Source organism: Streptomyces sp. NPDC088817 (genome assembly GCF_044750345.1).
In the GTDB taxonomy this organism is placed as follows: Bacteria; Actinomycetota; Actinomycetes; order Streptomycetales; family Streptomycetaceae; genus Streptomyces.
In genome coordinates this window covers 14,496-40,039 of the sequence record NZ_JBIVJN010000008.1, presented here as the reverse complement: position 1 = coordinate 40,039, position 25,544 = coordinate 14,496, and the positions used below count along the sequence as shown (strand labels likewise).

Below are 25,544 nucleotides of genomic sequence, written 5' to 3'. Positions count from 1 at the left end.
CGGGGTCGCCGGCCCGGCCCCACGCGGAGGTGCGACTCATGAGCGCCCTCGCGCTGTCCGTGCTGCTGTCGCTCGTGTCCGCCGTCGCCTACGCCGGCGGTGCGATCGTCCAGGAGCGGGTCGCGGTGTCCTCGCCCGGCGAGCAGTACGCGCCGCTGCGCCGTCCCGCCTGGTGGGCGGCGCTGGTGCTGAACGGTCTCGGCGGACTGCTGCACGTGGTGGCCCTTGCCTGCGGCCCGCTCAGTCTGGTCCAGCCGCTGGGTGCCCTGACCATCGTGTTCGCGCTGCCGATGGCGTCGCTGTTCGTCGACCGGCGAGCGGGCGCCGCCGCCTGGCGCGGCGCGGTCATGGCGACGGTGGGGCTCGCGGGACTGCTGTCCCTGGTGGGCGACTCCCACACGCAGACGCTGAACACCGCGCAGCGCGCCGGCCTGGCGGTGGTGACGGCCGGGGTACTGGTGGCGTTCACGGTGGCGGGGCGTGCGGCGCACCGGCATCCGGCGGTGCGCAGCGTGCTGCTCGCCACCGGCTCCGGCATCGCCTTCGGCATGTCCTCGGTGTTCACCAAGACGGTCGCGGTCGACTTCACCGACGGGATCGCGGTGGCGGAGCTGCCGTCCCTGACCGCGATAGGCGTCCTGGCCACGGCCGGGGTCCTGCTGTCGCAGGCGTCGTACCGGGGCGGCGGTCTGGCGGCGCCGCTGGCCACGCTGACGGTGGTGAACCCGGTGATGGCGGCCGCGGTCGGACTCACGCTGCTCGGCGAGGCCTTCCGCTACGGCGCGGCCGGCACGGTCCTGGCGCTGGGCTGCGGCGTGGTGGCCGCGGGCGGGCTGATCCTGCTGATGACCGAGCGCATTGAGCGAACGGGGCCGGTGGTGGAGGCGGGGGCGGCGTCCGGGGCGGCGACCGGGGCGATGTCCGCCGGGGATGCGACCGGGCTGACGGCTGGGGCGATATCCGCCGGGGATGCGACCGGGCTGACGGCCGGGGAGGCGCCCGGTGGGGGGACGGGGCCGGGGGCCGGGGCGACGGCCAGGCCGGCGGCCGGGGCAGCGACCGGGGCGGTGTCCGCCGAGGAGGCGCCGCCCGCCGAGGAGGTGCCGCCTGCCGAGGGGCCGCTGGCCGCCGAGGGGCTGGCGTCCGTCGAGAGCCTGCCGTCCGTCGGCGGACTGCCGCCCGTCGAGGCGTCCGGCGGCTCCGGGCGGGCCGTGCCGATGGACGCGGCCGACTCGATCGACGCAGTCGACGCGGTCGTCGTCCCCGTCGTCCCCGTCGCACCGGTGGCGCGGGAGCAGGAGGACCCCGCGCGGGGCGAACCCCAGCTCTTCCTCGGCCCCTTCTTCGTCGGCTCGAACTCCGGCGGGCAGTTCTACGCGAACCCCCGCGTCCCGGGGCCCGGGCCCGAACGGAACGGCTCCCGCGTCAGATCCTGACGCCGCCGGCCCGCAGATAGGCGAGCGGGTCGACGTCGGTGCCGAACCCGGGTCCCGTGCGCACCTCGAAGTGCAGATGCGGTCCGGTGACGTTGCCCGTGGCCCCGGAACGGCCGATGCCGCGCCCGGCGGCGACCGTCTGCCCGACCCGTACCGATATCGCCGACAGATGGCCGTACTGCGTGTAGCGGCCGTCGGCGTGCCGGATGACCACCTGGTAGCCGTACGCGCCGCCCCAGCCCGCGGTGACCACCCGGCCGGCCGCGGCCGCCTTCACGGAGGTGCCGGTGGGCACCTCGAAGTCGACGCCGGTGTGGTAGCCCTTCGACCAGTGGGAGCCGGTCGCGTGGTAGGCCGTGCCGATGCCGCCGCTGACAGGGGCGACGAGGGCGTGCTGCGTGGAGCGGGGCCGGGACTTGGCCGCGCCGGACGCGGGCTTGGCCTCTCTGCCCGGGCGGGTGGCGGTGGACGTCTTGCGGTGCGGCTCGGCCGTCGTACGCGACTTGGGCACGGCGAGCCGCTGGCCCGGCAGGATCAGGTTCGGGTCGGAGCCCACGGTCGTGCGGTTGGCGGCGTACAACTGCCGCCAGCCGCCGGAGACATGACGCTCGTCGGCGATGCCGGAGAGGGTGTCGCCGCGGACGACCTTGTACATCTCGGCGCTGCCGGCGCGCGCCTGCGGCGCGGTCTGCGGCCGTACGTCGACCTCGTGGGCGGGACTCTTGGCGGCGCCGGTACCGGCGGTACCGCCGCCACCGCGCACGGATCGCTGTCCGGCGGAGTCCGGGTGGACGCCGGGGGTGCCGCCGCCCCGGGTGAGACCGGCCCGCGTCGAGCAGACCGGCCAGGCGCCGGGCCCCTGCCCGTCGAGCACCTTCTCCGCGACGGCGATCTGCTGGTCCCGGGTGGCCAGGTCGGCGCTGGGCGCGTACCGCGTCCCGCCGTACGCCGCCCAGGTGGACCGGGTGAACTGGAGTCCGCCGTAGTAGCCGTTGCCCGTGTTGATGTGCCAGTTGCCGCTCGACTCGCAGGCGGCCACCTTGTTCCAGGTGGAGGCGTCGGCGGCGTGCGCGGCCCCGGCGCCGATGAGCGGAATGGCCATCCCGGCGCCGCCCGCCGTGACGGTGAGCGAGGCGCGGTTGATCCTGTTCGGCTGGTACCGGCGGTGCCGGCCGCGTACGGCCATCTCAAGCCCCCTCGACATGCGTCAGGAGGGGCGAAAGTAACCGCCTCGAACAGGCCGTGACAAGACGGCTATCAGCCGGTTCGTCACCCCAAGTGGCCGATACCGTACGTTGATTGGCCAGATCCGCGGGCCGCGCGCTGAGCCACTGGGCACCCGCCGCGCGTATGGAAGGGTGCCGGGTGCCGAAATGTGCGCGCGCCGTACCGGCACGTCAGGATGGTCGAAGGGGCATGAGCAGTGATACTGGCGGGCACGGACGGCGGGCCGATGGCGGGACCCACGGCGGAACCGCCGGCGGACCGGCCGGCGGCACCGGCGGCCGGGCCCCGGCGTTCCACTTGATGATTCACCGGATTTTCGAGGAGCAGGCGGTATGAGCACTACAGCCCAGATCGGCGTCACGGGACTCGCGGTCATGGGGCGCAACCTCGCCCGCAATTTCGCGCGCAACGGCTACGCGGTCGCGCTGCACAACCGGACGGCGGCCCGGACGCACGCCCTGGTCGAGGACTTCGGGCACGAGGGCGACTTCGTCGCGGCCGAGACCGCGAAGGAGTTCGTGGCGGCCCTGGAGCGGCCGCGCCGCCTGGTCATCATGGTGAAGGCCGGCGAGCCGACCGACGCGGTGATCCGGGAGTTCGCCCCGCTCCTCGAGCCTGGTGACATGATCATCGACGGCGGCAACGCGCACTTCGCGGACACCCGGCGCCGGGAGCGGGAGCTGCGTGAGCAGGGCATCCACTTCGTGGGCGCCGGGATCTCCGGCGGCGAGGAGGGCGCGCTGCACGGGCCGAGCATCATGCCGGGCGGCTCGAAGGAGTCGTACGAGTCGCTCGGTCCGATGCTGGAGAAGATCTCCGCGAAGGCGAAGGACGGCGCGCCGTGCGTCACGCACGTCGGCCCCGACGGCGCCGGGCACTTCGTGAAGATGGTGCACAACGGCATCGAGTACGCCGACATGCAGCTGATCGGCGAGGCGTACCAGCTGCTGCGGGACGTGGCCGGGTACTCCCCCGCGCAGATCGCGGACATCTTCCGCACCTGGAACACGGGCCGCCTCGACTCGTACCTGATCGAGATCACGGCGGAGGTCCTGTCCCACGTGGACGCGGCGACCGGCAAGCCGTTCGTGGACGTGGTGGTGGACCAGGCCGAGCAGAAGGGCACCGGCCGCTGGACGGTCCAGATCGCGCTCGACCTGGGCGTGCCGGTCTCGGGCATCGCTGAGGCGGTCTTCGCCCGTTCCCTGTCCGGCCACGCGGACCTGCGGGCGGCGTCGCGCGGACTGGCGGGCCCGAAGGCGTCCCCGCTGAGCGAGTCGGAGGCGGCCGCGTTCGCCGACCGGGTGGAACAGGCGCTGTACGCCTCGAAGATCGTGTCGTACACCCAGGGCTTCCACGAGATCGCCGCGGGCAGCGCGGAGTACGGCTGGGACATCGACCTCGGCGCGGTCTCCGCCATCTGGCGCGGCGGCTGCATCATCCGCGCGGCCTTCCTGGACCGGATCCGCGCCGCGTACGACGCGCGCCCGGACCTGCCGAGCCTGTTGTCCGACGACACCTTCGCCCAGGAGATCGCGGCGGCCCAGGACGACTGGCGCGAGGTGCTGGTCGCCGCGACCCGGCAGGGCGTACCGGCCCCCGGCTTCTCGGCCGCCCTGGCGTACTACGACGCCCTGCGCGCCGAACGCCTGCCCGCCGCGCTCACCCAGGGCCAGCGGGACTTCTTCGGGGCCCACACGTACCGACGCGTGGACCGGGACGGCTCGTTCCACACGCTGTGGGGCGGGGACCGGTCGGAGGTGACGGCGTAGCGGCACGGCGGTCGCCGGCCGGCTCGGCCGGACGGTGAGTAGAGGACGGTGGACGGCGAGAAGGCCGCCCACCGTCTTCTTTTGCCCGCGGGGGGCGGGGGCGCGAGTTCGCGACGGAAAGAGCGCGGGCGCCTGTTCGCGGGGGCGGCGGGGGCACCTGCACGCGGGGGCGTGTTCGCTGACAGGACCGCGCGACACGTTCACGGGACGGCGAAGGCGCGTGTCCGCAGGCGCGGCCGGGAGTGTGGACGCTCACGCGCGATCGCGGTGTCCGTTCCGGCGTCAGGTCGGGCGGGGTCTCGTGAGACGGACGTCAGGTCAGGGGCGGTCCCGGCTCCGGGTTCGGGACCGGCTCCGGGCCCGGCGGGATCGGGGACGGCGAGGGCTCCGGGAGCGGAGGACCGGGTGGAGGGCCGGGAATGGGACTCGGGGGCTCGGGCGGAATGGGGCCGGGGCCCGGCGGCGGTCCGGGCGGCGCGGGTGGGTTCGGGCCGGGGCCCGGCGGCGGCACAGGCACCGGAGGCGGAGCCGGACCAGGACCCGGCGGCGGCCCAGGCGTCGGACCCGGCGGTGGGCCTGGCGTCGGACCGGGCGCTGGACCAGGCGGCGGTTCAGGCACCGGACCCGGCGCTGGACCAGGTGCCGGACCAGGTGCCGGACCAGGTGGCGGGCCTGGCGTCGGACCAGGTGGTGGACCCGGTGTCGGCGGGGGTTCCGGGGTTGGGGGTGGTTCCGGGGTGGGGACCGGGTGTGGTTGGGGTTGCGGATGCTGTGGGTCCGGGCCCGGCGGAGGCGAGGTGGGGTCCGGGTGCGGGTCGGTCATGGCGTCCTCCGGCCAGTCGGTAGACGTCGGCTCTGGACTACTCCCCCACCTACCCGACCCCCGCGCCACCAGTCACCCGACGAGGTGGCGGTGGCCCGAGCGCGTCGTGCGGTCAGACGGCGCCACGCCGTGCCGCGCGTGCCGCTGCCTCGAAGCCCGGCCGGGGGCTGGAGAGGACGGGCACCGACGTCGTCGTGAGGTGCTGGGCGGGTGCCATGGATGCCTGGGCCAGGACGATCACGTCGGCGTGGGCGACCCGGTCGGCCGCGTCGGCCACCTCGCGCACGTACCCTCCGGTGTCACCGGCCTCGAAGCGGGACCAGGCGGCATCGACGAGCACGGGCCGTACGGTGACGGCGCGCCCGGCGCTGCGCGCCTCCTCCTCGATCAGCGCGGTGGTCGGCGCGAGGGTGCTCGCGAGCGCCGCGAGGAGGACCACCCGCGGCCCGGCGGCGACCGCGGCGGCTGCCATGGGGCGGTCAACCCGCAGCACCGGCACGGTGAGCCCCGCCGCTCCCACCTCTTCCGCGACACCCCCGAGGGTCGAGCAGGTGCACAGGACGGCCCGGGCACCCTCGGCGACCGCCTGGCCCAGCACCGCCTCCACCGCGCCGGTCACCGCCGCCGGCCCGTCCCGGCGGGCCGGACGCAGCAACTCCTCGTCGACGAAGTGCCGTAGCGCGAGACCGGGGTGGGTCTCGTCGCGCAGCGCGTCGAAGACGGGGACGTGCACCGGCGAGGTGTGCAGCAGAGCGAGCACATGCGGCTCGCGCACCCGGCGGGTCGGCACGGTGTCGCTCACGGTCACGCTCCCGGCCGGTCAGCTCGACACGGCGTACGGGCTGCGCTCCTGGCCGGAACCCGGCACCGGCTCGGAGGCGTCGGCGCCGAGCGCGACGACACGGTTGTCCGCGTCGACGTGGACGACCCGCGGCCGAAGGGCCCGCGCCTCGGCTTCGGTGACCTGGGCGTAACTGATGATGATCACCAGGTCTCCGGGGTGGACGAGATGCGCGGCGGCCCCGTTGATCCCGACGACCCCGGACCCGCGCTCCCCCTCGATGACGTACGTCTCCAGACGGGCGCCATTGGTGACGTCGACGACGTGGACGAGCTCACCGGGCAGCAGATCGGCGGCGTCGAGCAGATCCGCGTCGATGGTCACCGATCCCACGTAGTGCAGGTCGGCCTGGGTGACAGTGGCGCGGTGGATCTTGGACTTGAACAGAGTACGCAGCACTTTGGACTCCTCGAAGACGGCTCCCTGCCAGCTTTCTGCAGGTCAAGGGCGTTCTTGACCCTACACCGGCACGCGCCGGAGTCGATGTTGCGTGAGGAACATCGCTTCACTCTGCGAGCAGGCTGCCTGCCTGGGCTTCCGTGCGAGCCAGGCCGTTGTGAACCCGCCGATCAGACGTCTGCCAGGAAGACCCTCTGGGGACTGATGCTGATCAGACGCTGACCTGCTTGACGATACGTCAGTTATGAGAAGTTGGGCGTGACGGTCAGGACGCCGATGCCCGCCGTGACCACGCGTATCGCAGGCACGAGCAGGGGAAACGCCAGGCCGGACGGGCCGAAAGCCGCCTTGCCGAGGATGCGCGACGCCACCAGCGTGACGGCGTGGGACTCGAATCCTCAGACGGCGTGGCGTCCGGCGGGAACTGATCCACGACGCTCTTGCGGCATTGCGCCGGGTTGAGGTCCCCCACGGCCTTCAGCGCCTCCGGCAGTTCGTCGGCCGCCTGGCGGATCAGGCCGGTCACTCCTGCGTTCAGCCGGGGCCGGGCGGTGTCCGAGGATGGTGAGCTATCCCCGGTTCGTGCCCCTCGCGGAAGTCAGCTCTCGGGTTCCCCCTTCGCTGCATGAAGTGTCCTGGTCCAGGTTGGCGCCGCATTGGAGGAGCCGGCCATCGGGCCGGACTGCTGGGTCGGCTGTCCGCGGGACAACGACAGCGCCTGCGCTGCCCGCCGCCGCAGGCGTGCTCGGCGGACCGGCCGATGCTGGGCACTGCTCAGCGGCCGGCGGCCCTGTGCCGGCAAACGGCCCTTCCGAACGCATGAGTTGACCATGGTTGACACCTGTCCGTCGTACATTCCCAGGCGCTGCTGTCACAGAAAGGAGAACCGACGGAATGCGAGCGGTCCCCTCCATGCCACGTCATCCACGGCCGTGCTTTCGGAAGTTCCGGACAGAGCGTTTTTGAACCCCTCACACTTCGGCAGCAGAACCAAATGCATCCCGTAGAACTGTCAGACGATCATCACGCTCAGCAACCACCGCGCCTCACGGGCTCAGTCCGCGAGGTCGGCCTTGCCGAACAGAACCGCGTAACTGGAGGGGAGCTGGCTGATGATCTGATTGAGCTCTCCGCCGGTGACAGCGTCGGCGACGGTGGTCAGGACCGCGCTGGCGTCCCACTGCGCCGTACGAGGTCGGGCATGGGTGCGCTCGGCGACCCGGCGGTAGAACTCTTCGATCCCGAAGCTTCGCGCCTGCTGCGGCGCGGCATGGTCCAGGACTTGTCCCAGCGGGCCGGGCAGCTGGGATGCGAGGTCCTTGACCTCTCCCGGGCTGATCCGTTGGGCCAGCACTTCCAGCACGGCGCTGGTGACGTCCGCGGCTTCGTCCTGGTCGTTGTATTCGCCTCGCTCGCGCACACGGGCGAGGAATCCGTCGTATTTCATCGCTGACTTCCTTCTGCCTTGGTCACCGCTGGTCAAGGAGGTCGCCCGGTGCGCCGTCGGGCCGGCCGGATCCGTCCGCCGGCGCGCAGCTGCCGTTCGCAAGGCCCTTGGCCCGAGACGCACGCAGGGCACGGCGCAAGCGCCCGGAGCCCCAGGGCCGGCTGCCCACCGCCTGTTCGAGTCGGTCGCCGCTCGTCGGGCCGGCTTCTCGGAGCGCGTGGGTCATCTGTTCGATCTCGTCGTCGAGGCGTTGTTCGGCCATGACGGACGTACGACTGCCGTGCCCGCGGTGCCGGCCATCCTCGGCGAGTACAAGGTGCTGCCCGGTCTGGTGCCCGGGCGGTAACGGCGGGCTCCGGCGCGCTCCTGCTCCCGGCGGCGGGCGGTGAGGTCGGCGATTTTCAGGACCTCGCTCACCGTCGGACCGGCCGAGTTCGCTCCCGCGTACGCCACGAACAACGTCAGCAAGACCAGCAGGAAGAACCACCAACGGTAGCCACGTAGCGCGTCTCCGCCGCCGTGAGGGGTGTCGAGCCTCGCCGGCCCGGCCGCAGTCCCGGATGGGTGCCCGGAACCGCGGCGCTCGCGTCTCAGCCGCTGCTCTCGGTACTTTCACTCGTCTCGCTGATCTCGACGTGTCGCGGCTTTGCGACGTCGGCCTTGGGGACGGTGATGCTGAGCACTCCGTTCTGCATCTCAGCCTTGACCTTGTGGGTGTCCAGTTCTCCGGGCAGCCGCAAACGGTACTCGAAGGCTCCGACGCGGCGGGTGCTGCGGCGCAGGACACCCTTGCGCTCCCGCTCCTTGATCTCTCCGGTGACCACGAGTTCGGGACCGTTGGCCTCTACGTCAATGTCCTTGCTCTTCACTCCGGGGAGTTCGATCTCTATGTGGAACGCGTCCTCGGACTCCGACACGTCCGCGAGAGGCGTCCACGCAACCGCGGGTGCCGCGCCCACCGTCGACTCCAGCAGGCCGCTCATCTGATTGAGCAGTTCGTCGAACTCGACCAGGGGATTGAGAGGGGTGGGTGCCCAGACGGGCCTTTCCTGCAGACCGCCACCGCGGTGGCGCCGGACGGGCATGGCCATCGCCATCGCCTCCTTCTTCCTTCTCGTGATCTCGTCGTCCGCCATTCGTCATGCGAGCCATGCGGACTCCTTGTGACGTATGCGTGGGGAGACGTCCGAGTGGCCCGCGACAGCTGACGTGCCCGTGGTGCCGGGTACGGCCGAGTGCCCCAGGTGCCGGTGCACGAAGTGGATGGCCATCGCGCCCTCACCGGCCGCGGAGGCCACCCGCTTGACCGAGCCGCTACGGACGTCCCCTACCGCGAAGACCCCGGGCAGGCTGGTCTCCAGGGTCATGCACGAGCGCCCTCGGCCGTGCCACACCTCGGGGTGGGCGCAGGCTTCCTGGGCCTCCGGACCGGTGAGGACGAAGCCGCGGGAGTCGAGGGCGATGGTGCCGGCGAGCCACTCGGTGTGGGGGTCGGCGCCGGTGAAGACGAACAGGCTCCGTACGGCGAGCCGGCGGTGCCCGCCCGTGCGGTTGTCGACCACGTCGAGCTCCTCCAGCACTTCCTGGCCGATGACCTCGGTGACCTCGGTGTGCAGCATGACCTCCACCCGTGGATGGCGCTCGACCTGGTCGATCAGGTAGCGGGACATGTTGGCCTCAAGGCTGGCTCCTCGGACCAGCAGGTGCACCTTCGGCGCGTACCCGGCGAGGAACAACACCGCCTGGCCTGCCGAGTTGCCTCCGCCGACGACGGCCACCGGGTCGGTGCGGCACTGCTGGGCCTGGTAGAGGGTCGCCGAGTAGTGCACGCTCGTTCCCTCCAGGCGTTCGATGCCGGGCACCCGGAGCCGGCGGTAGCGGGCACCCATGGCCAGGACGACGGCGCGGGCGGCGATCTCGCTGCCGTCGGCGAACGCCACGACGTAATGGTCGTCGTCCTTGGGATGGAGACCGGTCGCCTCCAGCGGAAGGCTGATCCTGGCGCCGAACTTGTCGGCCTGGAACACGGCGCGTTCGGTGAGTTCGGCGCCGGAGATGCCGGATGGGAAGCCGAGCAGATTCTCGATGCGGGACGACGTGCCGGCCTGGCCGCCGGTGGCCATCGCCTCCACCACCGTGGTGCTCAGGCCCTCGGAGGCGGCGTACACCGCGGCAGCGAGGCCGGCGGGTCCGGAGCCTACGATGAGGACGTCGCCGCGACGGTTTCCGGCGGGTAGTGACGGCAGGCCGATGAGCCGGGCCAGTTCCGCGTTGCTGGGGTTGCGGAACAGGGTGGTGTCGCGCCAGATGACGAGTGGTGTCTCCGCCGGGCCGACGCCGAAGCGGCGCAGCAGCTCCTCGGCCTCCTCGTCGGTCTCCAGGTCGATCCAACGGTGCGGCAGCCGGTTGCGGACGGCGAACTCGCGCAGCCGTCTGGTGTCGGGGGAGTAGCGCGAGCCGATGATGCGGAAGCCGGCGCCCTGTCCGACGAGCAGCGCGCGACGGCACAGACAGGCGCGCAGCACGATGTCCCCGATGGTGGAGTCCTGGGACACCAGGTGACGCAACTGGTCCAAGGAGACGACGAGGACCTCGCCTGGCTCCCTGGCGACAGCGGTGTAGAAGGCCACTTGTCCGTACAGCAGGCCGAGTTCACCGATGAAGCGACCGGGGCCGTGCACGCGCAGCACGTGCTCCTCGGGAGTGCCGTAGCCCTCGACGACGGCGACGGTACCGCTGAGGACGACGAAGACCGTCTCGCAGCGCTCCCCCTCCCGGATCAGCACGTCGTTCGGAGCCGTGGTCCGGCGTTGCCCGTGCTCCGCCAGACGTGCTATCTGGTCCTCCGTAAGGCGCGGATACGCGCCGTAGATGTCCGGGGTCTCCCAGAAGGCGGCCTCGTCCGCTTTCTCCGGCACCGGTTCTTCGCCCGGCAGCGACTGGTCGCCGGACATCAGACGAACGCCTTGTGCACGTAGCACCAGCGCCATTCCTCGCCGGGCTGGAACGACTGCACGATCGGATGGGCGACGGCAGCTGCGTGCTTGCGCGCGTGCTTGTTCGGCGAGGAGTCGCAGCAGCCGACGTGCCCGCAGGTCAGGCAGAGCCTCAGGTGGACCCACGGGGAGCCGAGCATCAGACACTCCTGACACCCTTCTGGGGTCAGCGGCTGGACCGGCCGGACAAGCGCGAGGTGGGGGTCTGCATGCAGGGTCATCCGGATCACCCTTTCCGGGTGGTGATCGACTGTTCCACCCACCGGCGAAGAGCGGGGGCGGGCGCCGCCCCCGCCTGCCGGGCGACCGTCTCGCCCTGGTCGAGGATCAGCAGTGTCGGTACGGCCTGGACCTCGAAACGCTGCGACAGTCGCGGGTTCTTGTCGACGTCGACCTTGACGAGTTTGATGCGGCCGGCGAGATCGGTGGCGACCTTCTCCAGTGCGGGGCTGACCATGCGGCAGGGGCCGCACCAGGTGGCCCACAGGTCGACCACGACGGGGACGTCGGCCCGCTCGGCAACCTCGGTGAAGTCGTCGTCGCCCGCGTCCACCATCCACGGTAGGGGCTGCTTGCAGTGGCCGCACTTGGGGCGGCCCTCCGCGGCCACGGGCACCCGGTTGGTGCGCCCGCAGTGGGGACATCCGACGGTCGTCGCCTGCATCGTGCTCATGCCGCCCGCGCTCCCTTCACATCCTCGGGCTGGTCGTAGGTGACCACCAGTTCCCCCGCCTCGGCGTCGACGCGGACCGTCGCGCCGTCCTGGACGTCACCGCGCAGCAGGGCGCGCCCCACCATCGTCTCGACCTCGTGGGAGATGTAGCGGCGCAGCGGCCGGGCCCCGTACACCGGGTCGTAGCCCTGGTGGGCGATCAACTCCCTTGCTGCTTGGGTGAGTTCGACGGTAATACGGCGTTCGGCGAGCCGGCGGCGCAGTTCGTCGAACTGCAGCTCCACGATCCGCTCGATCTGCCGCTCACCGAGCGGCTTGAACAGCACGATGTCGTCGACGCGGTTGAGGAACTCCGGGCGGAAGTGCCCGCGCAGCTCGCCCATCACCAGGGCGCGGGCATCCGGCTTGATCTCACCCTCGGCGGTGGCGCCGTCGAGGAGGTGCTCGGAGCCGATGTTGGACGTCATGATGATCACGGTGTTGCGGAAGTCGACGGTGCGGCCCTGAGCATCGGTGATGCGGCCGTCGTCGAGGACCTGCAGCAGGGTGTTGAAGACATCGGTGTGCGCCTTCTCGATCTCGTCGAACAGCACGACCGAGTACGGCTTGCGGCGGACGGCCTCGGTGAGCTGGCCGCCTTCCTCGTAGCCGACGTATCCGGGTGGTGCGCCCATGAGCCGGCTGACGGTGTGCCGCTCCTGGTACTCGCTCATGTCGAGGCGGACCATGTTCTCCTCGGAGTCGAACAGGGCCGCCGCGAGGGTCTTGGCCAGCTCGGTCTTCCCGACGCCGGTGGGGCCGAGGAAGATGAACGAGCCGATGGGGCGGCGCGGGTCGCGGATGCCGGAGCGGGCGCGGATGATGGCGTCGGCGACGAGTTTGACGGCCTCGTCCTGGCCGATGACGCGCTCGCGCAGGATCTCGTCGAGGCGCAGCAGTTTCTCGCGTTCGCCCTCCTGGAGGCGGGCGACGGGGATGCCGGTCCAGGCGGCGACAATCTCGGCGATCTCCTCCTCGGTGACGACCTCGCGCAGTAGCCGGTTCTGCCCTTGTTTGGCGGCCAGTTGCTCCTCCTCGGCCTTCAGTCGGCGCTCCAGGTCCTGGAGGCGGCCGTAGCGGAGTTCGGCGGCGCGGTTGAGGTCGTAGGCGCGTTCGGCCTCCTCCGCCTCGTGGCGGACCTGCTCCAGTTCCTGGCGCAGTTCCTGCACGCGGCGGATGGCCTGCCGTTCGGCCTCCCACTGGGCGTGCTTGGCGTCGGCCTCGCCGCGCAGGTCGGCCAGTTCCTTGCGCAGTTCCTCCAGGCGAGTTTTGCTGGCGGCGTCGGTCTCCTTGGACAGGGCCGCCTCCTCGATCTCCAGGCGGGTGACGCGGCGGGTGATCTCGTCGAGTTCGGCGGGCATCGAGTCGATCTCGGTACGCAGCCGGGCGCACGCCTCGTCGACGAGGTCGATGGCCTTGTCGGGCAGGAACCGGTCGGTGATGTAGCGGTGGCTGAGGGTGGCCGCGGAGACCAGCGCGGTGTCCTGGATCTTCACGCCGTGGAAGACCTCCAGGCGTTCGCGCAGTCCGCGCAGGATGGAGATGGTGTCCTCCACGCTCGGCTCGTCGACCAGCACCTGCTGGAAGCGGCGTTCGAGGGCGGCGTCCTTCTCGATGTGCTTGCGGTACTCGTCGAGGGTGGTGGCGCCGATCATGTGGAGTTCGCCGCGGGCGAGCATCGGCTTGAGCATGTTGCCCGCGTCCATGGCCCCTTCGGCGGCACCCGCGCCGACGACGGTGTGCAGTTCGTCGACGAAGAGCAGAATGCGCCCCTGGGCGGCCTTCACCTCGGACAGCACGGCCTTGAGGCGTTCCTCGAACTCGCCGCGGTACTTGGCGCCGGCGACCAGGGAGCCCATGTCGAGAGCGAACACCGTCTTGTCGCGCAGGCCCTCGGGGACGTCGCCGCGCACGATGCGCTGGGCCAGACCCTCGACGATGGCGGTCTTGCCGACGCCGGGATCGCCGATGAGGACGGGGTTGTTCTTGGTCTTGCGGCTGAGGATCTGGGTGACGCGGCGGATCTCCGCATCACGGCCGATGACCGGGTCCAGCCGCCCGGACCGAGCCTCAAGGACCAGGTCGCGGCCGTACTTCTCCAGAGCCTCATAGGCCACTTCGGGGTTGGCGGAGGTGACGCGCTGGTTGCCGCGGACCTGGGTGAGCGCGCTCAGGAACGAATCCCGGGTCACGCCGTACTCCTTGAGCAGGCGTCCGGCGGCGGTCGCCGACCCCTCCTCGGCCAGGGCGAGCAGGAGGTGCTCCACGGACACGTACTCGTCCTTGAGGCGTTTGGCCTCCCGCTCGGCGGCATCGAGCAGGCGGGACAGGCGCTGGGTGACGAAGACCTGGCCGGGTGCCGCGCCGGGACCGGTGACCTTCGGGCGGCGCGAGAGTTCCTCGCGCACGGCCGCGCGCAGCTCCTTCGGCTCGGTGCCGGCCTGTTGCAGCAACCGTGGGATCAGACCGTCCTCCTGATCGAGAAGCGCGAGCAGCAGGTGTTCCCCGTCGACCTCGGTCTGCCCCATACCGACGGCCGCGCTCTGGGCCTCCTGGAGGGCTTCCTGGGACTTCTGGGTGAGACGGTTCATGTCCATGGGGGTGTTTCACTCCTCGTGCCGCGGCCGCGCAGGGCGGCTTCGAGCAGGCTGATGCGGTCGAGCAGGTCGAGCACCAGGCCGATGGATGCGTAGTTGAGGCAGAGTCCGGTGCGCAGCCGCTGGATACGGGCGAGAACCGCCGGGGCCGTGGGGTCGAACACCAGTCGCCCCGCGGAGTCGCGTTCGGCCTCGACCAGGCCGAGGGCGACGAACCGGCGGATCAGATCGGGGTGGAGGCCCGAGCGAAGGGCCACGGCGGCCAGGGAGAGCCTGGGGACGGGGACGAGCGCGTACCGGACAGCCGTCGAGGCGGTGATGTCGGCGTCCGCTCGTACCGGACGGGCGCCCACGCCGGTCCGGCCGATGCCCCCCGCTCCCGCGGGTTGGTCGTTCATCGCATCCTCCTGGGGTCGAACGAGGAAGTGGCGGCGAGCTCCTCGAACAGTTCGCGCTCCCGGTCGCCGAGGGCGGGAGGCACCACGACGCGAAGTTCGGCGTACAGGTCGCCGTTCGCGCCCCGCGGGTTCGGCATGCCCTCGCCGCGCAGCCGCAGCCGCCGGCCGCTGGACGAGCCCGCAGGCACCGTGACCTTCGCCGTGCCGCCGCCGGGCGTGGGCACCGGCACGGTCGCGCCCAGGGCCGCTTCCCACGGGGCGACCGGGACCTGGACGTGCACGTCACGGCCGTCCAGCCGGAACCGGGGGTGCGGCTGGATACGCACCCGCAGGTACAGGTCGCCCGCGGCGGCGTCACCACTGCCCTGGCCACCCTCACCCGCCAGCCGGATGCGCTGCCCGTCGGTGACGCCAGGCGGCACGTCGACCTCGTACCGCCGCGGCTGCCCGGTGGGACCGGCGAGTGTGACGGTGCGACGGCCGCCTCGGTACGCCTCCTCGACAGTGAGCGGCAGTTCCGCCTCCTGGTCCGCTCCAGGGACGCCGCCTCGGGCGGCGCCGGCTCCGAACATGGAGCCGAGCAGGTCCTCGATGTCGATGCCCTCCGCGCCGAAGTCGTCTCCGAAGCCGGTGGCGTACCGGACGCGAGGACCGCCCCCGCCTGCGGTCCTCCGACCGCGAAAACCGCCGCCCGCTCCCGCCGCGACCCGTTCGTCGAAGTCCTCCGGGATCTTCCGGAAATCCTCGCCGAAGCGGTCATAGCGGGCCCGGGTCTTGGGATCGGACAGGACGCTGTATGCCTCGTTGAGGTCCTTGAAACGCTCCTCCGCCTCGGGGTCCTTGTTGACGTCTGGGTGGTACCTGCGGGCGAGTTTGCGATATGCCTGCTGGATCTCGTCCTGGCTCGCGGTCCGCGACACACCCAGCACCTCGTAGAAGTCCCGTGCCATGACCGGTCACTCCCGCTTCGCGACCGTCACGGCGGCGGGCCTGAGCTGCCGTTCGCCGTCCCCGTAGCCGGGGCGCAGCACCTCGACGACGGTGCCCGGTGGGGCGTCGGGGTCCTGGACGACGCCGACCACCTCGTGCCGGGCAGGGTCGAAGGCGACGCCGGTCTCCGCATGCCGCGGGTAGCCGAGCAGTTCGAGGACGTTCACCGCCTGGTCGCGTACGGCCCGGATGCCCTCCACGATCGCGCCCGGATCGGCGCCGGCGTGGGTCAGGGCGAGTTCGAGGTTGTCGAGGACGGGCAGGAAGGCGGCCGCCGTGCGGGACCGCTCGACCGCCCGTTCGCGCTCCAGTTCCCTGGCGTGGCGCTTGCGAAGGTTATCGAGGTCGGCGAGTGCGCGCCGCCAGCGGTCCTCCAGTTCCTGGATCGCGGTCGTGTATTCGTCCTCGGCAGGCGCGGGTCCGGCGGCATCGGGTCCCGGTTCGCCGTTCGCCGCTTCGGGCCGGGGCGGGCCCGGTCGGGGCAAATCCCCGCGAGGAGGAGGTCCGGCGCCTTCCGGGACCCGTACGCCCGGATCCGACGCGGCCCGGTCGGGTTCCTGGGGGTGGGTGGGCATGGCGCGCCTCAGCTCTTGTCGAACTCGGCGTCGATGACATCATCGTCACCGCCACCGCCACTCGCGGGACCGCCGGTGGCGGCGTCCTGGCCGGGACCGCCCCCTGTGGCGGCGGCGCCCTGATGGGCCGCCAGCCCGGCGAGTACCTGTTGGAGTTCGGAGGTCAGAGGCCGCACGCGCTCCACGCCCGCCTCTTCCTTGACCGCCGCCCGGGCGTCGGACACGAGCATTTCGGCGCGTGCCTTCTCGTGGGCGGGCGCTGCGTCGCCCAGTTCGGCGAGGCGCTTCTCGACCTGGTACGCGACGGCATCGAGTTCGTTGCGGGCGTCGACGGCCTCGCGGAGTGCCTGGTCCTGGCCCCGGTTGCGCTCGGCCTCCTGGACCATGCGTTCGACCTCACTGCGGTCCAGGTTGGAGCTCTCGCTGATGGTGATGCCCTGTTCCTTGCCGGTGTCCCGGTCGCGGGCCTTGACGTTGAGGATGCCGTTGGCGTCGATGTCGAAGGTGACCTCGATCTGTGGTTCGCCGCGCGGTGCCGGCCGGATGTCGGTGAGCTGGAACCGGCCCAGCACCCGGTTGTCGGCGGCTCGCTCGCGCTCGCCCTGGAGGACCACCACATCGACGGCCGGCTGGTTGTCCTCGGCGGTGGAGAAGGTCTCGCTGCGGCGCACGGGGATGGTGGTGTTCCGCTCGATGATCTTCGTCATCACTCCGCCGCGCGTCTCCACGCCCAGCGACAAGGGTGTGACGTCGAGCAGCAGGACGTCCTTGACCTCACCCTTGAGCACCCCGGCCTGGATCGCGGCGCCCAGGGCCACGACCTCGTCGGGGTTGACGCTCATGTTGGGTTCCTTGCCGCCGGTCAGCCGGCGGACCAGAGCCTGGACGGCGGGGATGCGGGTGGAACCGCCGACGAGGATGACCTCGTCGATGTCGCTCTCGCCGACCTTGGCGTCGGCCATGGCCTGCTGGACCGGTCCCAGGCAACGCTCCACCAGGTCGCCGGTGATCTGCTCGAACGTGGACCGCATGACCGAGTCGGTGAGGTGCTTGGGGCCCGAGGCGTCAGCGGTGATGAACGGCAGGCTGACCTGCGTCTGCGTCACCGAACTGAGCTCGGTCTTGGCCTTCTCCGCCGCCTCGAACAGTCGTTGCAGCGCCTGCGGGTCCTTGCGCAGGTCGATGCCGTTCTCCTTCTGGAAGTCGTCCGCCAGGTAGTCCACCAGACGCCGGTCGAAGTCGTCGCCGCCCAGGTGGCTGTCACCGGCGGTGGAGCGCACCTCCACCACGCCGTCGCCGACGTCGAGGATGCTCACGTCGAAGGTGCCGCCGCCCAGGTCGAAGACGAGGACGGTCTCGTGCTCCTTCTTGTCCATGCCGTACGCGAGGGCGGCCGCCGTCGGCTCGTTGATGATCCGCAGCACCTCCAGTCCGGCGATCCGTCCGGCGTCCTTGGTGGCGGTGCGCTGAGCGTCGTTGAAGTACGCGGGCACCGTGATGACCGCCTCCGTGACCCGCTCCCCCAGCTGCTTGGACGCGTCGTCGGCGAGTTTGCGCAGCACCTGTGCGCTGATCTCCTCAGGCGCGTACAGCTTGTCGCGCACCTTGAAACGGGCCGCCCCGCCATCGCCCTCGACGACGTCGTACGCCACCGCCCTGGCCTCGTCGGAGATCTCGTCGAAGTGCCGGCCGATGAACCGCTTGGCCGAGTAGATGGTGCCCTTGGGGTTGAGGATCGCCTGGCGCCGGGCCAGCTGGCCCACCAGACGTTCCCCGGTGTCGGTGAAGGCCACCACGGACGGTGTCGTGCGGTTGCCCTCGCTGCTGGGCACGACGGACGGCTCGCCGCCCTCCCACACGGCGATCACCGAGTTGGTGGTGCCCAGGTCGATGCCCACTGCCTTGGCCATGACGAACTCCTCCCGGTGCAGCGCCTGCGTCGACTCTCCGGATCACGTCCGCTCAGGCACGTGTGACTCCGCCGGTTTCCCACCGGTGCGCACGGAGGGTCTAGCACTCCCCAGGGTGACGAACCGGGTGGCTCCACGCCTGCGCCTGACGAGTCAGGAATGCACGGGTCCGGTCGCCCCACGAGTACGAGACAAAGAACCCATACGTCTCGGGTAGCCCGCCCGGGAGCGGGTACGCGAAAGCCGCTCACCTCCGAAGGACGGAGTGATCCCATGGCCGGCAGTCGGGCATACAGCCCGTACCACCGCTGCTCCGACCGAAAGGGCAGCCTTCTCCGGGGCAGCGTCGGGCGACAAGCCACGGCCGCGCGCAGGGGGCCCCATCTGCCCGTTCGCGCCCCGGCCGACCATGCCCTCCACGAACTGGTCGCGCTCTCCCGCGCCCTGTTCGACGCTCCGGACGAAGGCGAGATCCTGCGCCTGGCCATGGACCACATAGCCGCCGCGGGGCCGTACCGCGCCGAGGCCGTATACCTCAAGGTGGGCGGCGGCCTGGTCCCCGGCCCGAGGAACAGGCAGCCGCATGCCTTGGCCGTGGGCCGGAGGGTGCGGGAGCTGGCCGGGCAGGACGGCAACGTGACCGTACCCGGCAGGCCCTGGGGCCGGGCCCTCGGGCTACGCGGACCTGGGGGACTCCACGGCTACCTCGTGGTCACGTCCCGCTCCCGGCCCACCAGCGCCGAGCGATCCCTGCTCGCCCTTCTCATCCGGCACACCGGTGCTGCACTGTCGGTCGCCTTCGCACACCGCCGCCAACGCGAGGACGCGCTGGAGCTGCGCCGGCTGCGGGAGGAACGCACAGCCCTTCAGGGGCAGCTGATCTCTGTGGTGGCTGAGCTGGGCTACGAGCGAGCCGTTCACACTCTCATGGCCGGCGTCGCTGCCTCGGGTGGCGGCGAGGAAGCCGTCACCCGCGCACTGCACGGGCTCACTGGACTTCCGGCACTGCTCGAGGACCGCTTCGGTCGGCTGAGGTCCTGGACCGGTCCCGACCGCCCCGTCCCCTATCCCGAACCGGACCCCGTGCGCCAAAACGAAATGCTGCACGCCGTCGCCACAGAGACCGGGCCGGTGCGGATAAGGGACCGGCTGATCACCCTGATCCGCCCGCACGGCGAGATCCTGGGCGTGCTGGCCCTGGTCGATGCCCGGGACGAGGCCGACGAGCACACCGTACTCGTGCTTGGATACGCCGCCGCGTCGCTCGCCCTGGAGCTGACGCACCTGCGCAATCTGGCCGAAGTGGAGCTGAGGCTGCACCGCGAGCTGGCCGACGACCTCCTGGCAGGGACGGACGAGGCGAGCGCCTACGCCCGGTCCGAGGCAGTCGGACACGACCTGCACGGCAGCCACTACGTCGTCGTGGTGCAGTGGTCGAACCGGACCGCCGACGATTCCTTCGCGCAGACCGTGAGTCGGGCGGCCGTTGCGGTGGGCATGCGCTCGCTGCTGACCCGCCGCTCCGACCACGTCGTCCTCATCACTGGCGACAGGCCGCACGCCCGCGCGTTGTACGAGGCGCTCACCCGGGAGACCGGAACACGGTCCGGGACGATCGGGGTGAGCGCCCCTTGCGACGCCGTGGACGACATCCCCCACCACTACCAGGAGGCGCAGCGCGCCCTGGACGTGCGCCGCCACTCCCACGAGCGCTACGGCGCGACGTTCTTCGACGAGCTCGGCCTCTACCGCATCCTGGGACCCGGCAATGATCACCGGGAACTGGAGACGTTCGTCCACGAGTGGCTCGGGCAGCTCATCGACTACGACTCCCGGCACCACGCGGCCATGGTGGAGACCCTGTCCCGGTACTTCGACTGCGGCGGCAACTACGACGAGACCGCCGACTCCCTCGCGATCCACCGCAGCACGCTGCGCTATCGGCTCCAGCGCATCCGCGACATCAGCGGCCACGACCTCGCGAACGTCGAGGACCGGCTGAACCTCCAGGTGGCGACCCGAGTGTGGAAGATCGTGCTGGGCGGACCGGGCTGATGTGTCACTGGAACTATTGCGCCGAGCGGTGCCAGTAGCAGTCGGGCGGGCTGCCCTGCTACAGCGCTGCAGCGGATGGGTGGCCCTTGCTCGGATTACGATAGCCGTTGCGGTCGTTGACGCATTCGTCGCTGACCTGCCCGTATTCGGCATTGCAGGGGGTATCGGCCTCCGCGGACATGAGCGCGTGGCGCCCTGCGTACCCCGGTCCCGGACGCACCGGGTCCGCGCTCTCACGTCCCCTGGGTGCCCTGATACAGTCCCGCTCCCCCGCAACGCCGTGCTGCCTCCTGCGGACGGACGGCCGATCGGCTGGCCGAGGGATGCCTGCGCACTTCACGCTGCTCTGCCAGGGGAAGAGGGGGCGACTTTTTTCGGCCTGGGGTGCGGAGGCGCTCAGCAGGGGGCTCTGCGAATCTCGACCGGGTAACAGCCGACGGCGGCGCGGGCGGGAGCGATCGGCGCCGTCCGTTCCCGGTGAGGAGGCGAGAGGCATGACCCTGATGGGTGTGTCGAAGTTCGAGAGGTTCTTCCGCGCCGCCGCAAGCCTCGACGTGGACAGGAACGACCTGAAGCGATACGGCGATTTCGTCGACGCCAAGCTCTACGACCTTTTGGTCGTCGGCCAGGCGTCGGCCAAGGCCAACGGCAGGGATACCGTCGAACCGTGGGATCTACCGATCACCAAGGGCCTCCAGGAGAGCATCCACCGGTTCCGGCGGCTCGACGAGGAGGTCGAGCTGAAGCCGATCCTGGAACAGCTCGCCGCACACCCTCCCCTCGACAGGACACCCACCCAGGAGGCCGAAGAGCGCTACCCCGAGATCATCGGCGGTCTCAGCGTCGCCCTCGCCGAGACGTTCAAAATCATGTATCCGGATGTCAAAAACCCGCAGACCAGTCACTGGGAGGGCGTGACCGCGGTGTTCGACCGGCTGCTGTAGCAGTCGCGCCCCGGTGCACTTCGCCGGACTCGTCTCGGGCCGGGAGGGCCGAGCCGCCCCGGATCGTCTCCGACGAACTCATCTGAACAAGGCAGCTGTGCTCGTCTGTTATGTGGGTTTGATGGTCATCAACCTGGTGTGGACTCTGTTCATCCTCAACGACCGAGTGTTCGCCTCCATGGCACGAACCCCGCTGCATGCCACGCAGTACTGGACGTTGTCATGGTTCGTCGCTCCGGTCGCCACGGTGGGCGGCGCGCTGGCATCGGGCTTGGAGAGCGACGAGGCGATCCGGACAGCCGCCTGCTCCAAGCGAGAACAGGAGCGTCGCAGCGTGCTGCAGGACGACCACGGTGACTAGCTGGTGACCTCAGTCGGGGATGTGCCGTCGGTTGGTGGTCGTCACGGTCCGTGGATTCCGCTGATCGGTCGGTGCGTGATTGTTTCGCCTCGGGGGCCGACGGGGACCCGGCCGCAACGCCGCCGGAGCGCCGAAGCTCCGCTGGGCGGACCGGCGGCAAAGACCGTTCCATCTGATCCAGGTGAACGGCCCTCAGAGGCGTGCCGGAGCCCCGGACCCCGTCGCAGCACTTCCGAGAGCCAGGCTCTTTGCACCCTCTCCATCACCACCATGCCGCGACATCAAGGGAAACCACCATGAAAGCAGCGGTATACGAAGGCCCGCGAACGGTCACAGTGAAGGACGTACCGGACGCGAAGATCGAACACCCCTGCGACATCATCGTCAAGATCACCACCACCAACATCTGCGGTTCGGACCTGCACATGTACGAGGGCCGTACCTCGTTCGAGTCCGGCCGCACCCTGGGACACGAGAACATGGGCCAGGTGGTGGAGGTCGGCTCGGCCGTCCGCAAGGTCCAGGTGGGCGAGTACGTGGTCCTGCCCTTCAACATCGCCTGCGGCTTCTGCAAACAGTGCGAGCAGGGTCTGACCAACTACTGCCTGACCATGCAGCCGGAACCGGCCTTCGCCGGAGCTGCCTACGGATTCGCCGACATGGGCCCCTACCAGGGCGGCCAGGCGGAGCTGCTGCGCGTGCCCTACGGCGACTTCAACGCGCTGCGTCTGGGCGAGGACGCCGCCGAGCGGCAGACCGACTACGTGATGCTCGCCGACATCTTCCCCACCGGCTATCACGCCACCGAGATGGCCGGCGTCAAACCGGGCGACCAGACCATCGTCTTCGGGGCCGGTCCCGTCGGGCTGATGGCGACCTACTCAGCCCTCCTCAAGGGCGCCGGGCGCGTCTGGACGGCCGACCACCAGCCCGACCGGCTGCGCAAGGCGGAGGAGATCGGGGCCATCCCGATCAACACCGCCGAGCAGAACCCGGCGGAGGTCGTCAAGGAGGCCACCCTCGGTCTGGGCGCCGACAACGGCTGCGAATGCGTCGGCTACCAGGCACACGACCCGGATGGACACGAGGACGCCAGCCTCACGCTCAACGGGCTGATCGACTCGGTCAGGTTCACGGGCGACATCGGAGTGGTGGGCGTGTTCCTGCCCCAGGACCCCGGCGGCGCGGAGGCCCAGGGGGAGCTGGAAGCTCAGGGCAAGGTCCCGATCGACTTCGGCATGATGTGGTTCAAGGGCCAGCGCATGGGGACCGGGCAGGCGCCGGTGAAGAAGTACAACCGGGCGCTGCGGGATCTGATCGCCGGCGGGAAGGCCGAGCCGAGTTTCGTCGTTTCCCACGAGCTCAGCCTGGACGAGGCCCCCACCGCCTACGAGCACTTCGACGCCCGCGACGAGGGCTGGACCAAGGTGGTCCTGCATCCCAACGGACACGGCAACGGCCACAAGCGGTAAGAGACTCGGGGCCGCCGTGCCACCTGTCTCCCCCGGACCGACCCGGGGGACGGTTGCCGATCTGCCCGTGCGCCGGACGGGGCTGGGGTCGATCGGCGCGCTCCGGCCGGACCTGGACCAACAGCGATTGCCCGCGCTCCGGCCCGGAGGACGGACGGCGGACGCTCAGCAGTGTCCGCAGTGGCAGCACCCCGTCCAGCGGCTGCGGCCGCCAGCCAGTTCGCGGGCCGGGTGGGAGGCTTCCCTGCACGACGGCTGCCGCACCTCAACCAGGCCGACGCGACCCGGCAGGGCGTTCCGGCCAGGCGAACACCCGTGACGTGGCTGCGGGCCTTCGGGGAGGTCGTGCGATCCGGGCTCACGATCGAGGAGACGCGGCTGGAGCCCCTGCTCGCGCTGCGCACGGCCGCTGGGGTGGCGATCGTCGTCGGGCCGACGCTGTGGCTGATCTCCCCCGCGTATGCCGCGTCCGCCGCCCTCGGCGCCTACTCCGCGGGTGGGGCCACCTTCCAGCGCAGCTGGCGTCCACGCAAGGTGGTCGCGCTCGGCGCGGGCGCGGGTCTGGCGCTCAGCACCTTCGTGGGCTACCTGGCGGCGGGGCGACTCGTGACGTTCCTCCCACTGCTGGCCGTATGGGCCTTCGCTGCGGGAATGGCGTGGGCCGTCGGATCGACCGCTGGGATCGTCGCAGCGACGACCGTGGGCAGCATGCTCGTGACCATCACCTTGCCCACGAGCGTCGGGCGAGCCCTGGAGCACGCCGCGGTCATCGCACTCGGGGGCGTGACGCAGGCCGTGCTGATCTTGCTGTTCCCGATCCGCCGTTGGGGAGCGCATCGTGACGCGCTCGCCGACGCCCTGGCCGCAGTGGCGGACTACGCCCGCCGGCTGCGGCACCACCCGACCGCCCCGTTCGACCCGGAGCCGTTGATGACGGCCCGGGACGCGGCCGCCGTGACGCCGTCACAGGCCCGCACCCGTCCCCCCGTCCTCCACGGCCCCCGCGGCCTCGCCGAGCGCATTCGGCCGGTCGTCGCCGCGCTCGCCGACCCCGACGTCGGCGCCCCGGCGGAAGGACCCGGGCGGGACCGCGCGCGGGAGTTGCTCGACGCGGCCGCCGACGTCCTGGACGCGGCCGCCCGTTCGATCCGCCGCGGCACTCCCGCCGAGGTGCGGCCCGAGAGCACGGACGTCTTGCGCGTCGACGAGGAGCACGAGGTGCTGGAGGGCCCCGCCCGGCAGGCCGCCGAGCGGCTCGTGGAACTGCTCGGTGAGGCGTTGGAGATCGCCGGGAGCGGCTGCGTGCGCGGGAGGACGCCCACGCCGCCCGGCCCCGCCGGCGCCCAGTTCCTGGTGCGCCCGACAATGCACCGGCTGGTCCCGGTCGTCGTCCGGGCGGTGCGCCGTGAGCTCCGCCGGGACTCGCCCGTGTTCCGGCACGCCGTCCGCCTGGCGGCGGTGGCCACGCTCGGCTATCTGATCGCCGCCCGGCTACCCCTGGGCCACGGCTACTGGGCGCCCATCGCCTCGGTGATGGTGATGCGGCCGGACTTCCACCGGACGTACGCGCGTGCGGTGGCCCGTCTCGCCGGGACCCTGGCGGGAGTCGCACTCGCCACCGGGATGGTGCGGTCCCTGGGCCCGGACGCCCATGTGTCCGGCGCGCTGGCGGTGGTCTCGGCGGGCCTGTCGTACACGCTGAACCGTACCGGCTACGCCTACTCCCAGTGCTTCACCGCCGCGTACGTCGTCTTCCTGCTCGGCATGGGCGGCCAGGCGTGGGAGCAGACAGTCCCGGAGCGGGTGGTGCTCACCCTGCTCGGCGGGGCCCTGGCAATGCTGGCCCACGTGGTGTTCCCCGCATGGGAGACACCCCGACTGCCGGGCCGGCTCGCGGACTGGCTCGCCGCCAACGGCCGCTACGCGGCCGCGGTGCTCCGCAACCACGCGGAACCGACCCGGGAGCATCACGCCGACATGCGGCGGGCACTGCTGGAGAGCAGGGAGGCACGTGCCGCCTGGCAGGAGGCATACGACCGGGCAAGGCAGGAACCGGTCCGCCCCAGGGGTCTGACGTCGCGCGAGGCGCAGGAGGCGCAGGAGGCGCTCAAGGGGTTCGGCCGGGCAGCGATGCTCATGGAGAGCCACGTCCCGGGGGCCGACAGCCATGTCGTCCCCGAGGCCGAGCGATTCGCCGAGGCCCTGGAGACGGACACCTCGAAGGCAGCAGTCGCCGTGCGCGAGCACAGGAATCCGGACTGGGGACGCGTGGAGGAGGCGCTCCACGCGTGGGAGGACGCCGCCGACAACGGGAGCCCGGTCGTGCGGCGCGAAGCGGAACTGCAAAAACGGGCCTTGGAAGACCTCGCGACAGCCGTGAGCCGCACACCCCTGGAACGGGACGTCGGCTCTGCTCGCGAGGAGCAACGGGTGCGGGCGACCCTGGCTGCGGAAGGTAACGGATCAGGGCCCGCGCACCGGGGTCGGTGACGACGCCGGCGACAGAGAGCGCGGCGCCTCCTGGAACGGGAAACAGTCTCCCGGCCGCGTCGAGGGCGGCCATCAGGCCCACCGGTCCGGCGCCGAAAA

The 25,544-nt window shown here is 71.2% G+C and carries 20 protein-coding genes and 1 pseudogene; 8 read left to right on the top strand and 13 right to left on the bottom strand.

Features of this window, described 5'->3' with window-relative positions; genetic code table 11:
* Positions 1-38: 38 nt before the first annotated feature.
* Positions 39-1,436, top strand: a complete 1,398-nt coding sequence (locus ACIP4X_RS16515; protein WP_391454609.1) for a DMT family transporter — start codon at positions 39-41, stop codon at positions 1,434-1,436.
* Here ACIP4X_RS16515 and ACIP4X_RS16510 read toward each other — a convergent pair.
* Positions 1,426-2,622: a transglycosylase family protein gene (locus tag ACIP4X_RS16510; protein WP_391454610.1), complete on the bottom strand. Its 1,197-nt coding sequence runs from the start codon at positions 2,620-2,622 to the stop codon at positions 1,426-1,428. The genes ACIP4X_RS16515 and ACIP4X_RS16510 overlap by 11 nt on opposite strands.
* A gap of 373 nt (positions 2,623-2,995) precedes the next feature.
* On the opposite strand from ACIP4X_RS16510, the gene gndA reads away from it, so the two are divergent.
* Positions 2,996-4,435, top strand: a complete 1,440-nt coding sequence (gene gndA / locus ACIP4X_RS16505; protein ID WP_391454611.1) for an NADP-dependent phosphogluconate dehydrogenase — start codon at positions 2,996-2,998, stop codon at positions 4,433-4,435.
* Positions 4,436-5,370: 935 nt separating this feature from the next.
* Here the strand turns inward: gndA and ACIP4X_RS16500 are convergent.
* From ACIP4X_RS16500 to ACIP4X_RS16490, 3 genes are all read right to left on the bottom strand, one after another.
* Positions 5,371-6,018 carry an aspartate/glutamate racemase family protein gene (locus ACIP4X_RS16500; RefSeq protein WP_358729934.1) on the bottom strand — a complete coding sequence of 216 codons (648 nt, stop codon included), beginning with the start codon at positions 6,016-6,018 and terminating at the stop codon, positions 5,371-5,373.
* A gap of 60 nt (positions 6,019-6,078) precedes the next feature.
* Positions 6,079-6,498, bottom strand: a complete 420-nt coding sequence (panD, locus tag ACIP4X_RS16495; protein WP_391454612.1) for an aspartate 1-decarboxylase — start codon at positions 6,496-6,498, stop codon at positions 6,079-6,081.
* Between the two features lie 1,054 nt (positions 6,499-7,552).
* Positions 7,553-7,945: a DUF2267 domain-containing protein gene (locus ACIP4X_RS16490; RefSeq protein ID WP_358729899.1), complete on the bottom strand. Its 393-nt coding sequence runs from the start codon at positions 7,943-7,945 to the stop codon at positions 7,553-7,555.
* A gap of 217 nt (positions 7,946-8,162) precedes the next feature.
* Here ACIP4X_RS16490 and ACIP4X_RS16485 point away from each other — a divergent pair, with 217 nt between their 5' ends.
* Entirely contained in the window at positions 8,163-8,291 is a 129-nt protein-coding gene (locus ACIP4X_RS16485) for a hypothetical protein (RefSeq protein WP_358729900.1), read from the top strand.
* Positions 8,292-8,535: 244 nt separating this feature from the next.
* Here ACIP4X_RS16485 and ACIP4X_RS16480 read toward each other — a convergent pair whose 3' ends face one another.
* Genes ACIP4X_RS16480 through dnaK form a run of 9 tightly spaced genes read right to left on the bottom strand, consistent with a single transcriptional unit; the run spans position 8,536 to position 18,123 of the window.
* Entirely contained in the window at positions 8,536-9,036 is a 501-nt protein-coding gene (locus tag ACIP4X_RS16480; RefSeq protein ID WP_326806395.1) for an Hsp20/alpha crystallin family protein, read from the bottom strand.
* Positions 9,037-9,084: 48 nt separating this feature from the next.
* On the bottom strand, positions 9,085-10,899 hold the full coding sequence (locus ACIP4X_RS16475) for an FAD-dependent oxidoreductase (protein ID WP_391454613.1): 1,815 nt from the start codon (positions 10,897-10,899) through the stop codon (positions 9,085-9,087).
* On the bottom strand, positions 10,899-11,162 hold the full coding sequence (locus ACIP4X_RS16470) for a UBP-type zinc finger domain-containing protein (RefSeq protein ID WP_326805471.1): 264 nt from the start codon (positions 11,160-11,162) through the stop codon (positions 10,899-10,901). Before ACIP4X_RS16470 ends, ACIP4X_RS16475 begins: the two co-directional genes overlap by 1 nt.
* A 5-nt stretch (positions 11,163-11,167) precedes the next feature.
* Positions 11,168-11,614: a thioredoxin gene (gene trxA / locus ACIP4X_RS16465; protein WP_358729902.1), complete on the bottom strand. Its 447-nt coding sequence runs from the start codon at positions 11,612-11,614 to the stop codon at positions 11,168-11,170.
* Positions 11,611-14,250: an ATP-dependent chaperone ClpB gene (gene clpB, locus ACIP4X_RS16460; RefSeq protein ID WP_358729903.1), complete on the bottom strand. Its 2,640-nt coding sequence runs from the start codon at positions 14,248-14,250 to the stop codon at positions 11,611-11,613. Before clpB ends, trxA begins: the two co-directional genes overlap by 4 nt.
* On the bottom strand, positions 14,241-14,648 hold the full coding sequence (locus ACIP4X_RS16455; protein WP_358729904.1) for a chaperone modulator CbpM: 408 nt from the start codon (positions 14,646-14,648) through the stop codon (positions 14,241-14,243). The genes clpB and ACIP4X_RS16455 overlap by 10 nt, the downstream gene beginning before the upstream one ends.
* The gene (locus ACIP4X_RS16450) at positions 14,645-15,598 is read right to left on the bottom strand and encodes a J domain-containing protein (protein ID WP_358729905.1); all 954 of its coding nucleotides are present in this window, start codon (positions 15,596-15,598) and stop codon (positions 14,645-14,647) included. The genes ACIP4X_RS16455 and ACIP4X_RS16450 overlap by 4 nt, the downstream gene beginning before the upstream one ends.
* 6 nt (positions 15,599-15,604) lie before the next feature.
* Positions 15,605-16,213 carry a nucleotide exchange factor GrpE gene (gene grpE / locus ACIP4X_RS16445; RefSeq protein ID WP_391454614.1) on the bottom strand — a complete coding sequence of 203 codons (609 nt, stop codon included), beginning with the start codon at positions 16,211-16,213 and terminating at the stop codon, positions 15,605-15,607.
* 8 nt (positions 16,214-16,221) lie between these two features.
* Positions 16,222-18,123 (bottom strand): molecular chaperone DnaK, encoded by a 1,902-nt coding sequence (dnaK, locus tag ACIP4X_RS16440; protein WP_391454615.1) that lies wholly within the window; start codon positions 18,121-18,123, stop codon positions 16,222-16,224.
* A 273-nt stretch (positions 18,124-18,396) separates the two neighbouring features.
* Between dnaK and ACIP4X_RS16435 the strand changes: the two genes are divergently transcribed.
* The 5 genes and pseudogenes from ACIP4X_RS16435 to ACIP4X_RS16415 all read left to right on the top strand — a co-directional run bounded on the left by ACIP4X_RS16435 (position 18,397) and on the right by ACIP4X_RS16415 (position 25,445).
* On the top strand, positions 18,397-20,178 hold the full coding sequence (locus tag ACIP4X_RS16435) for a helix-turn-helix domain-containing protein (RefSeq protein ID WP_391454616.1): 1,782 nt from the start codon (positions 18,397-18,399) through the stop codon (positions 20,176-20,178).
* Positions 20,179-20,672: 494 nt separating this feature from the next.
* Positions 20,673-21,122: a DUF1931 family protein gene (locus ACIP4X_RS16430; RefSeq protein ID WP_132852372.1), complete on the top strand. Its 450-nt coding sequence runs from the start codon at positions 20,673-20,675 to the stop codon at positions 21,120-21,122.
* Positions 21,123-21,219: 97 nt separating this feature from the next.
* Positions 21,220-21,483, top strand: a pseudogene (locus ACIP4X_RS16425) (hypothetical protein); the annotation flags it as partial.
* Between the two features lie 296 nt (positions 21,484-21,779).
* Positions 21,780-22,955 (top strand): glutathione-independent formaldehyde dehydrogenase, encoded by a 1,176-nt coding sequence (locus ACIP4X_RS16420; RefSeq protein WP_401348872.1) that lies wholly within the window; start codon positions 21,780-21,782, stop codon positions 22,953-22,955.
* 315 nt (positions 22,956-23,270) lie between these two features.
* Positions 23,271-25,445, top strand: a complete 2,175-nt coding sequence (locus ACIP4X_RS16415; RefSeq protein ID WP_401348870.1) for an FUSC family protein — start codon at positions 23,271-23,273, stop codon at positions 25,443-25,445.
* Positions 25,446-25,544: the final 99 nt, after the last annotated feature.

Excerpts from the sequence above, each read along its gene's own strand:
- gndA (WP_391454611.1), top strand. The coding sequence starts at position 2,996 with ATGAGCACTACAGCCCAGATCGGCGTCACGGGACTCGCGGTCATGGGG.
- trxA (WP_358729902.1), bottom strand. The coding sequence starts at position 11,614 with ATGAGCACGATGCAGGCGACGACCGTCGGATGTCCCCACTGCGGGCGC.
- ACIP4X_RS16430 (WP_132852372.1), top strand. The coding sequence starts at position 20,673 with ATGACCCTGATGGGTGTGTCGAAGTTCGAGAGGTTCTTCCGCGCCGCC.
- ACIP4X_RS16480 (WP_326806395.1), bottom strand. The coding sequence starts at position 9,036 with ATGGCCATGCCCGTCCGGCGCCACCGCGGTGGCGGTCTGCAGGAAAGG.
- ACIP4X_RS16490 (WP_358729899.1), bottom strand. The coding sequence starts at position 7,945 with ATGAAATACGACGGATTCCTCGCCCGTGTGCGCGAGCGAGGCGAATAC.
- dnaK (WP_391454615.1), bottom strand. The coding sequence starts at position 18,123 with ATGGCCAAGGCAGTGGGCATCGACCTGGGCACCACCAACTCGGTGATC.
- ACIP4X_RS16450 (WP_358729905.1), bottom strand. The coding sequence starts at position 15,598 with ATGGCACGGGACTTCTACGAGGTGCTGGGTGTGTCGCGGACCGCGAGC.
- ACIP4X_RS16435 (WP_391454616.1), top strand. The coding sequence starts at position 18,397 with ATGGCCGGCAGTCGGGCATACAGCCCGTACCACCGCTGCTCCGACCGA.
- grpE (WP_391454614.1), bottom strand. The coding sequence starts at position 16,213 with ATGCCCACCCACCCCCAGGAACCCGACCGGGCCGCGTCGGATCCGGGC.
- clpB (WP_358729903.1), bottom strand. The coding sequence starts at position 14,250 with ATGGACATGAACCGTCTCACCCAGAAGTCCCAGGAAGCCCTCCAGGAG.
- ACIP4X_RS16455 (WP_358729904.1), bottom strand. The coding sequence starts at position 14,648 with ATGAACGACCAACCCGCGGGAGCGGGGGGCATCGGCCGGACCGGCGTG.
- ACIP4X_RS16515 (WP_391454609.1), top strand. The coding sequence starts at position 39 with ATGAGCGCCCTCGCGCTGTCCGTGCTGCTGTCGCTCGTGTCCGCCGTC.
- ACIP4X_RS16510 (WP_391454610.1), bottom strand. The coding sequence starts at position 2,622 with ATGGCCGTACGCGGCCGGCACCGCCGGTACCAGCCGAACAGGATCAAC.
- ACIP4X_RS16475 (WP_391454613.1), bottom strand. The coding sequence starts at position 10,899 with ATGTCCGGCGACCAGTCGCTGCCGGGCGAAGAACCGGTGCCGGAGAAA.
- ACIP4X_RS16470 (WP_326805471.1), bottom strand. The coding sequence starts at position 11,162 with ATGACCCTGCATGCAGACCCCCACCTCGCGCTTGTCCGGCCGGTCCAG.
- ACIP4X_RS16420 (WP_401348872.1), top strand. The coding sequence starts at position 21,780 with ATGAAAGCAGCGGTATACGAAGGCCCGCGAACGGTCACAGTGAAGGAC.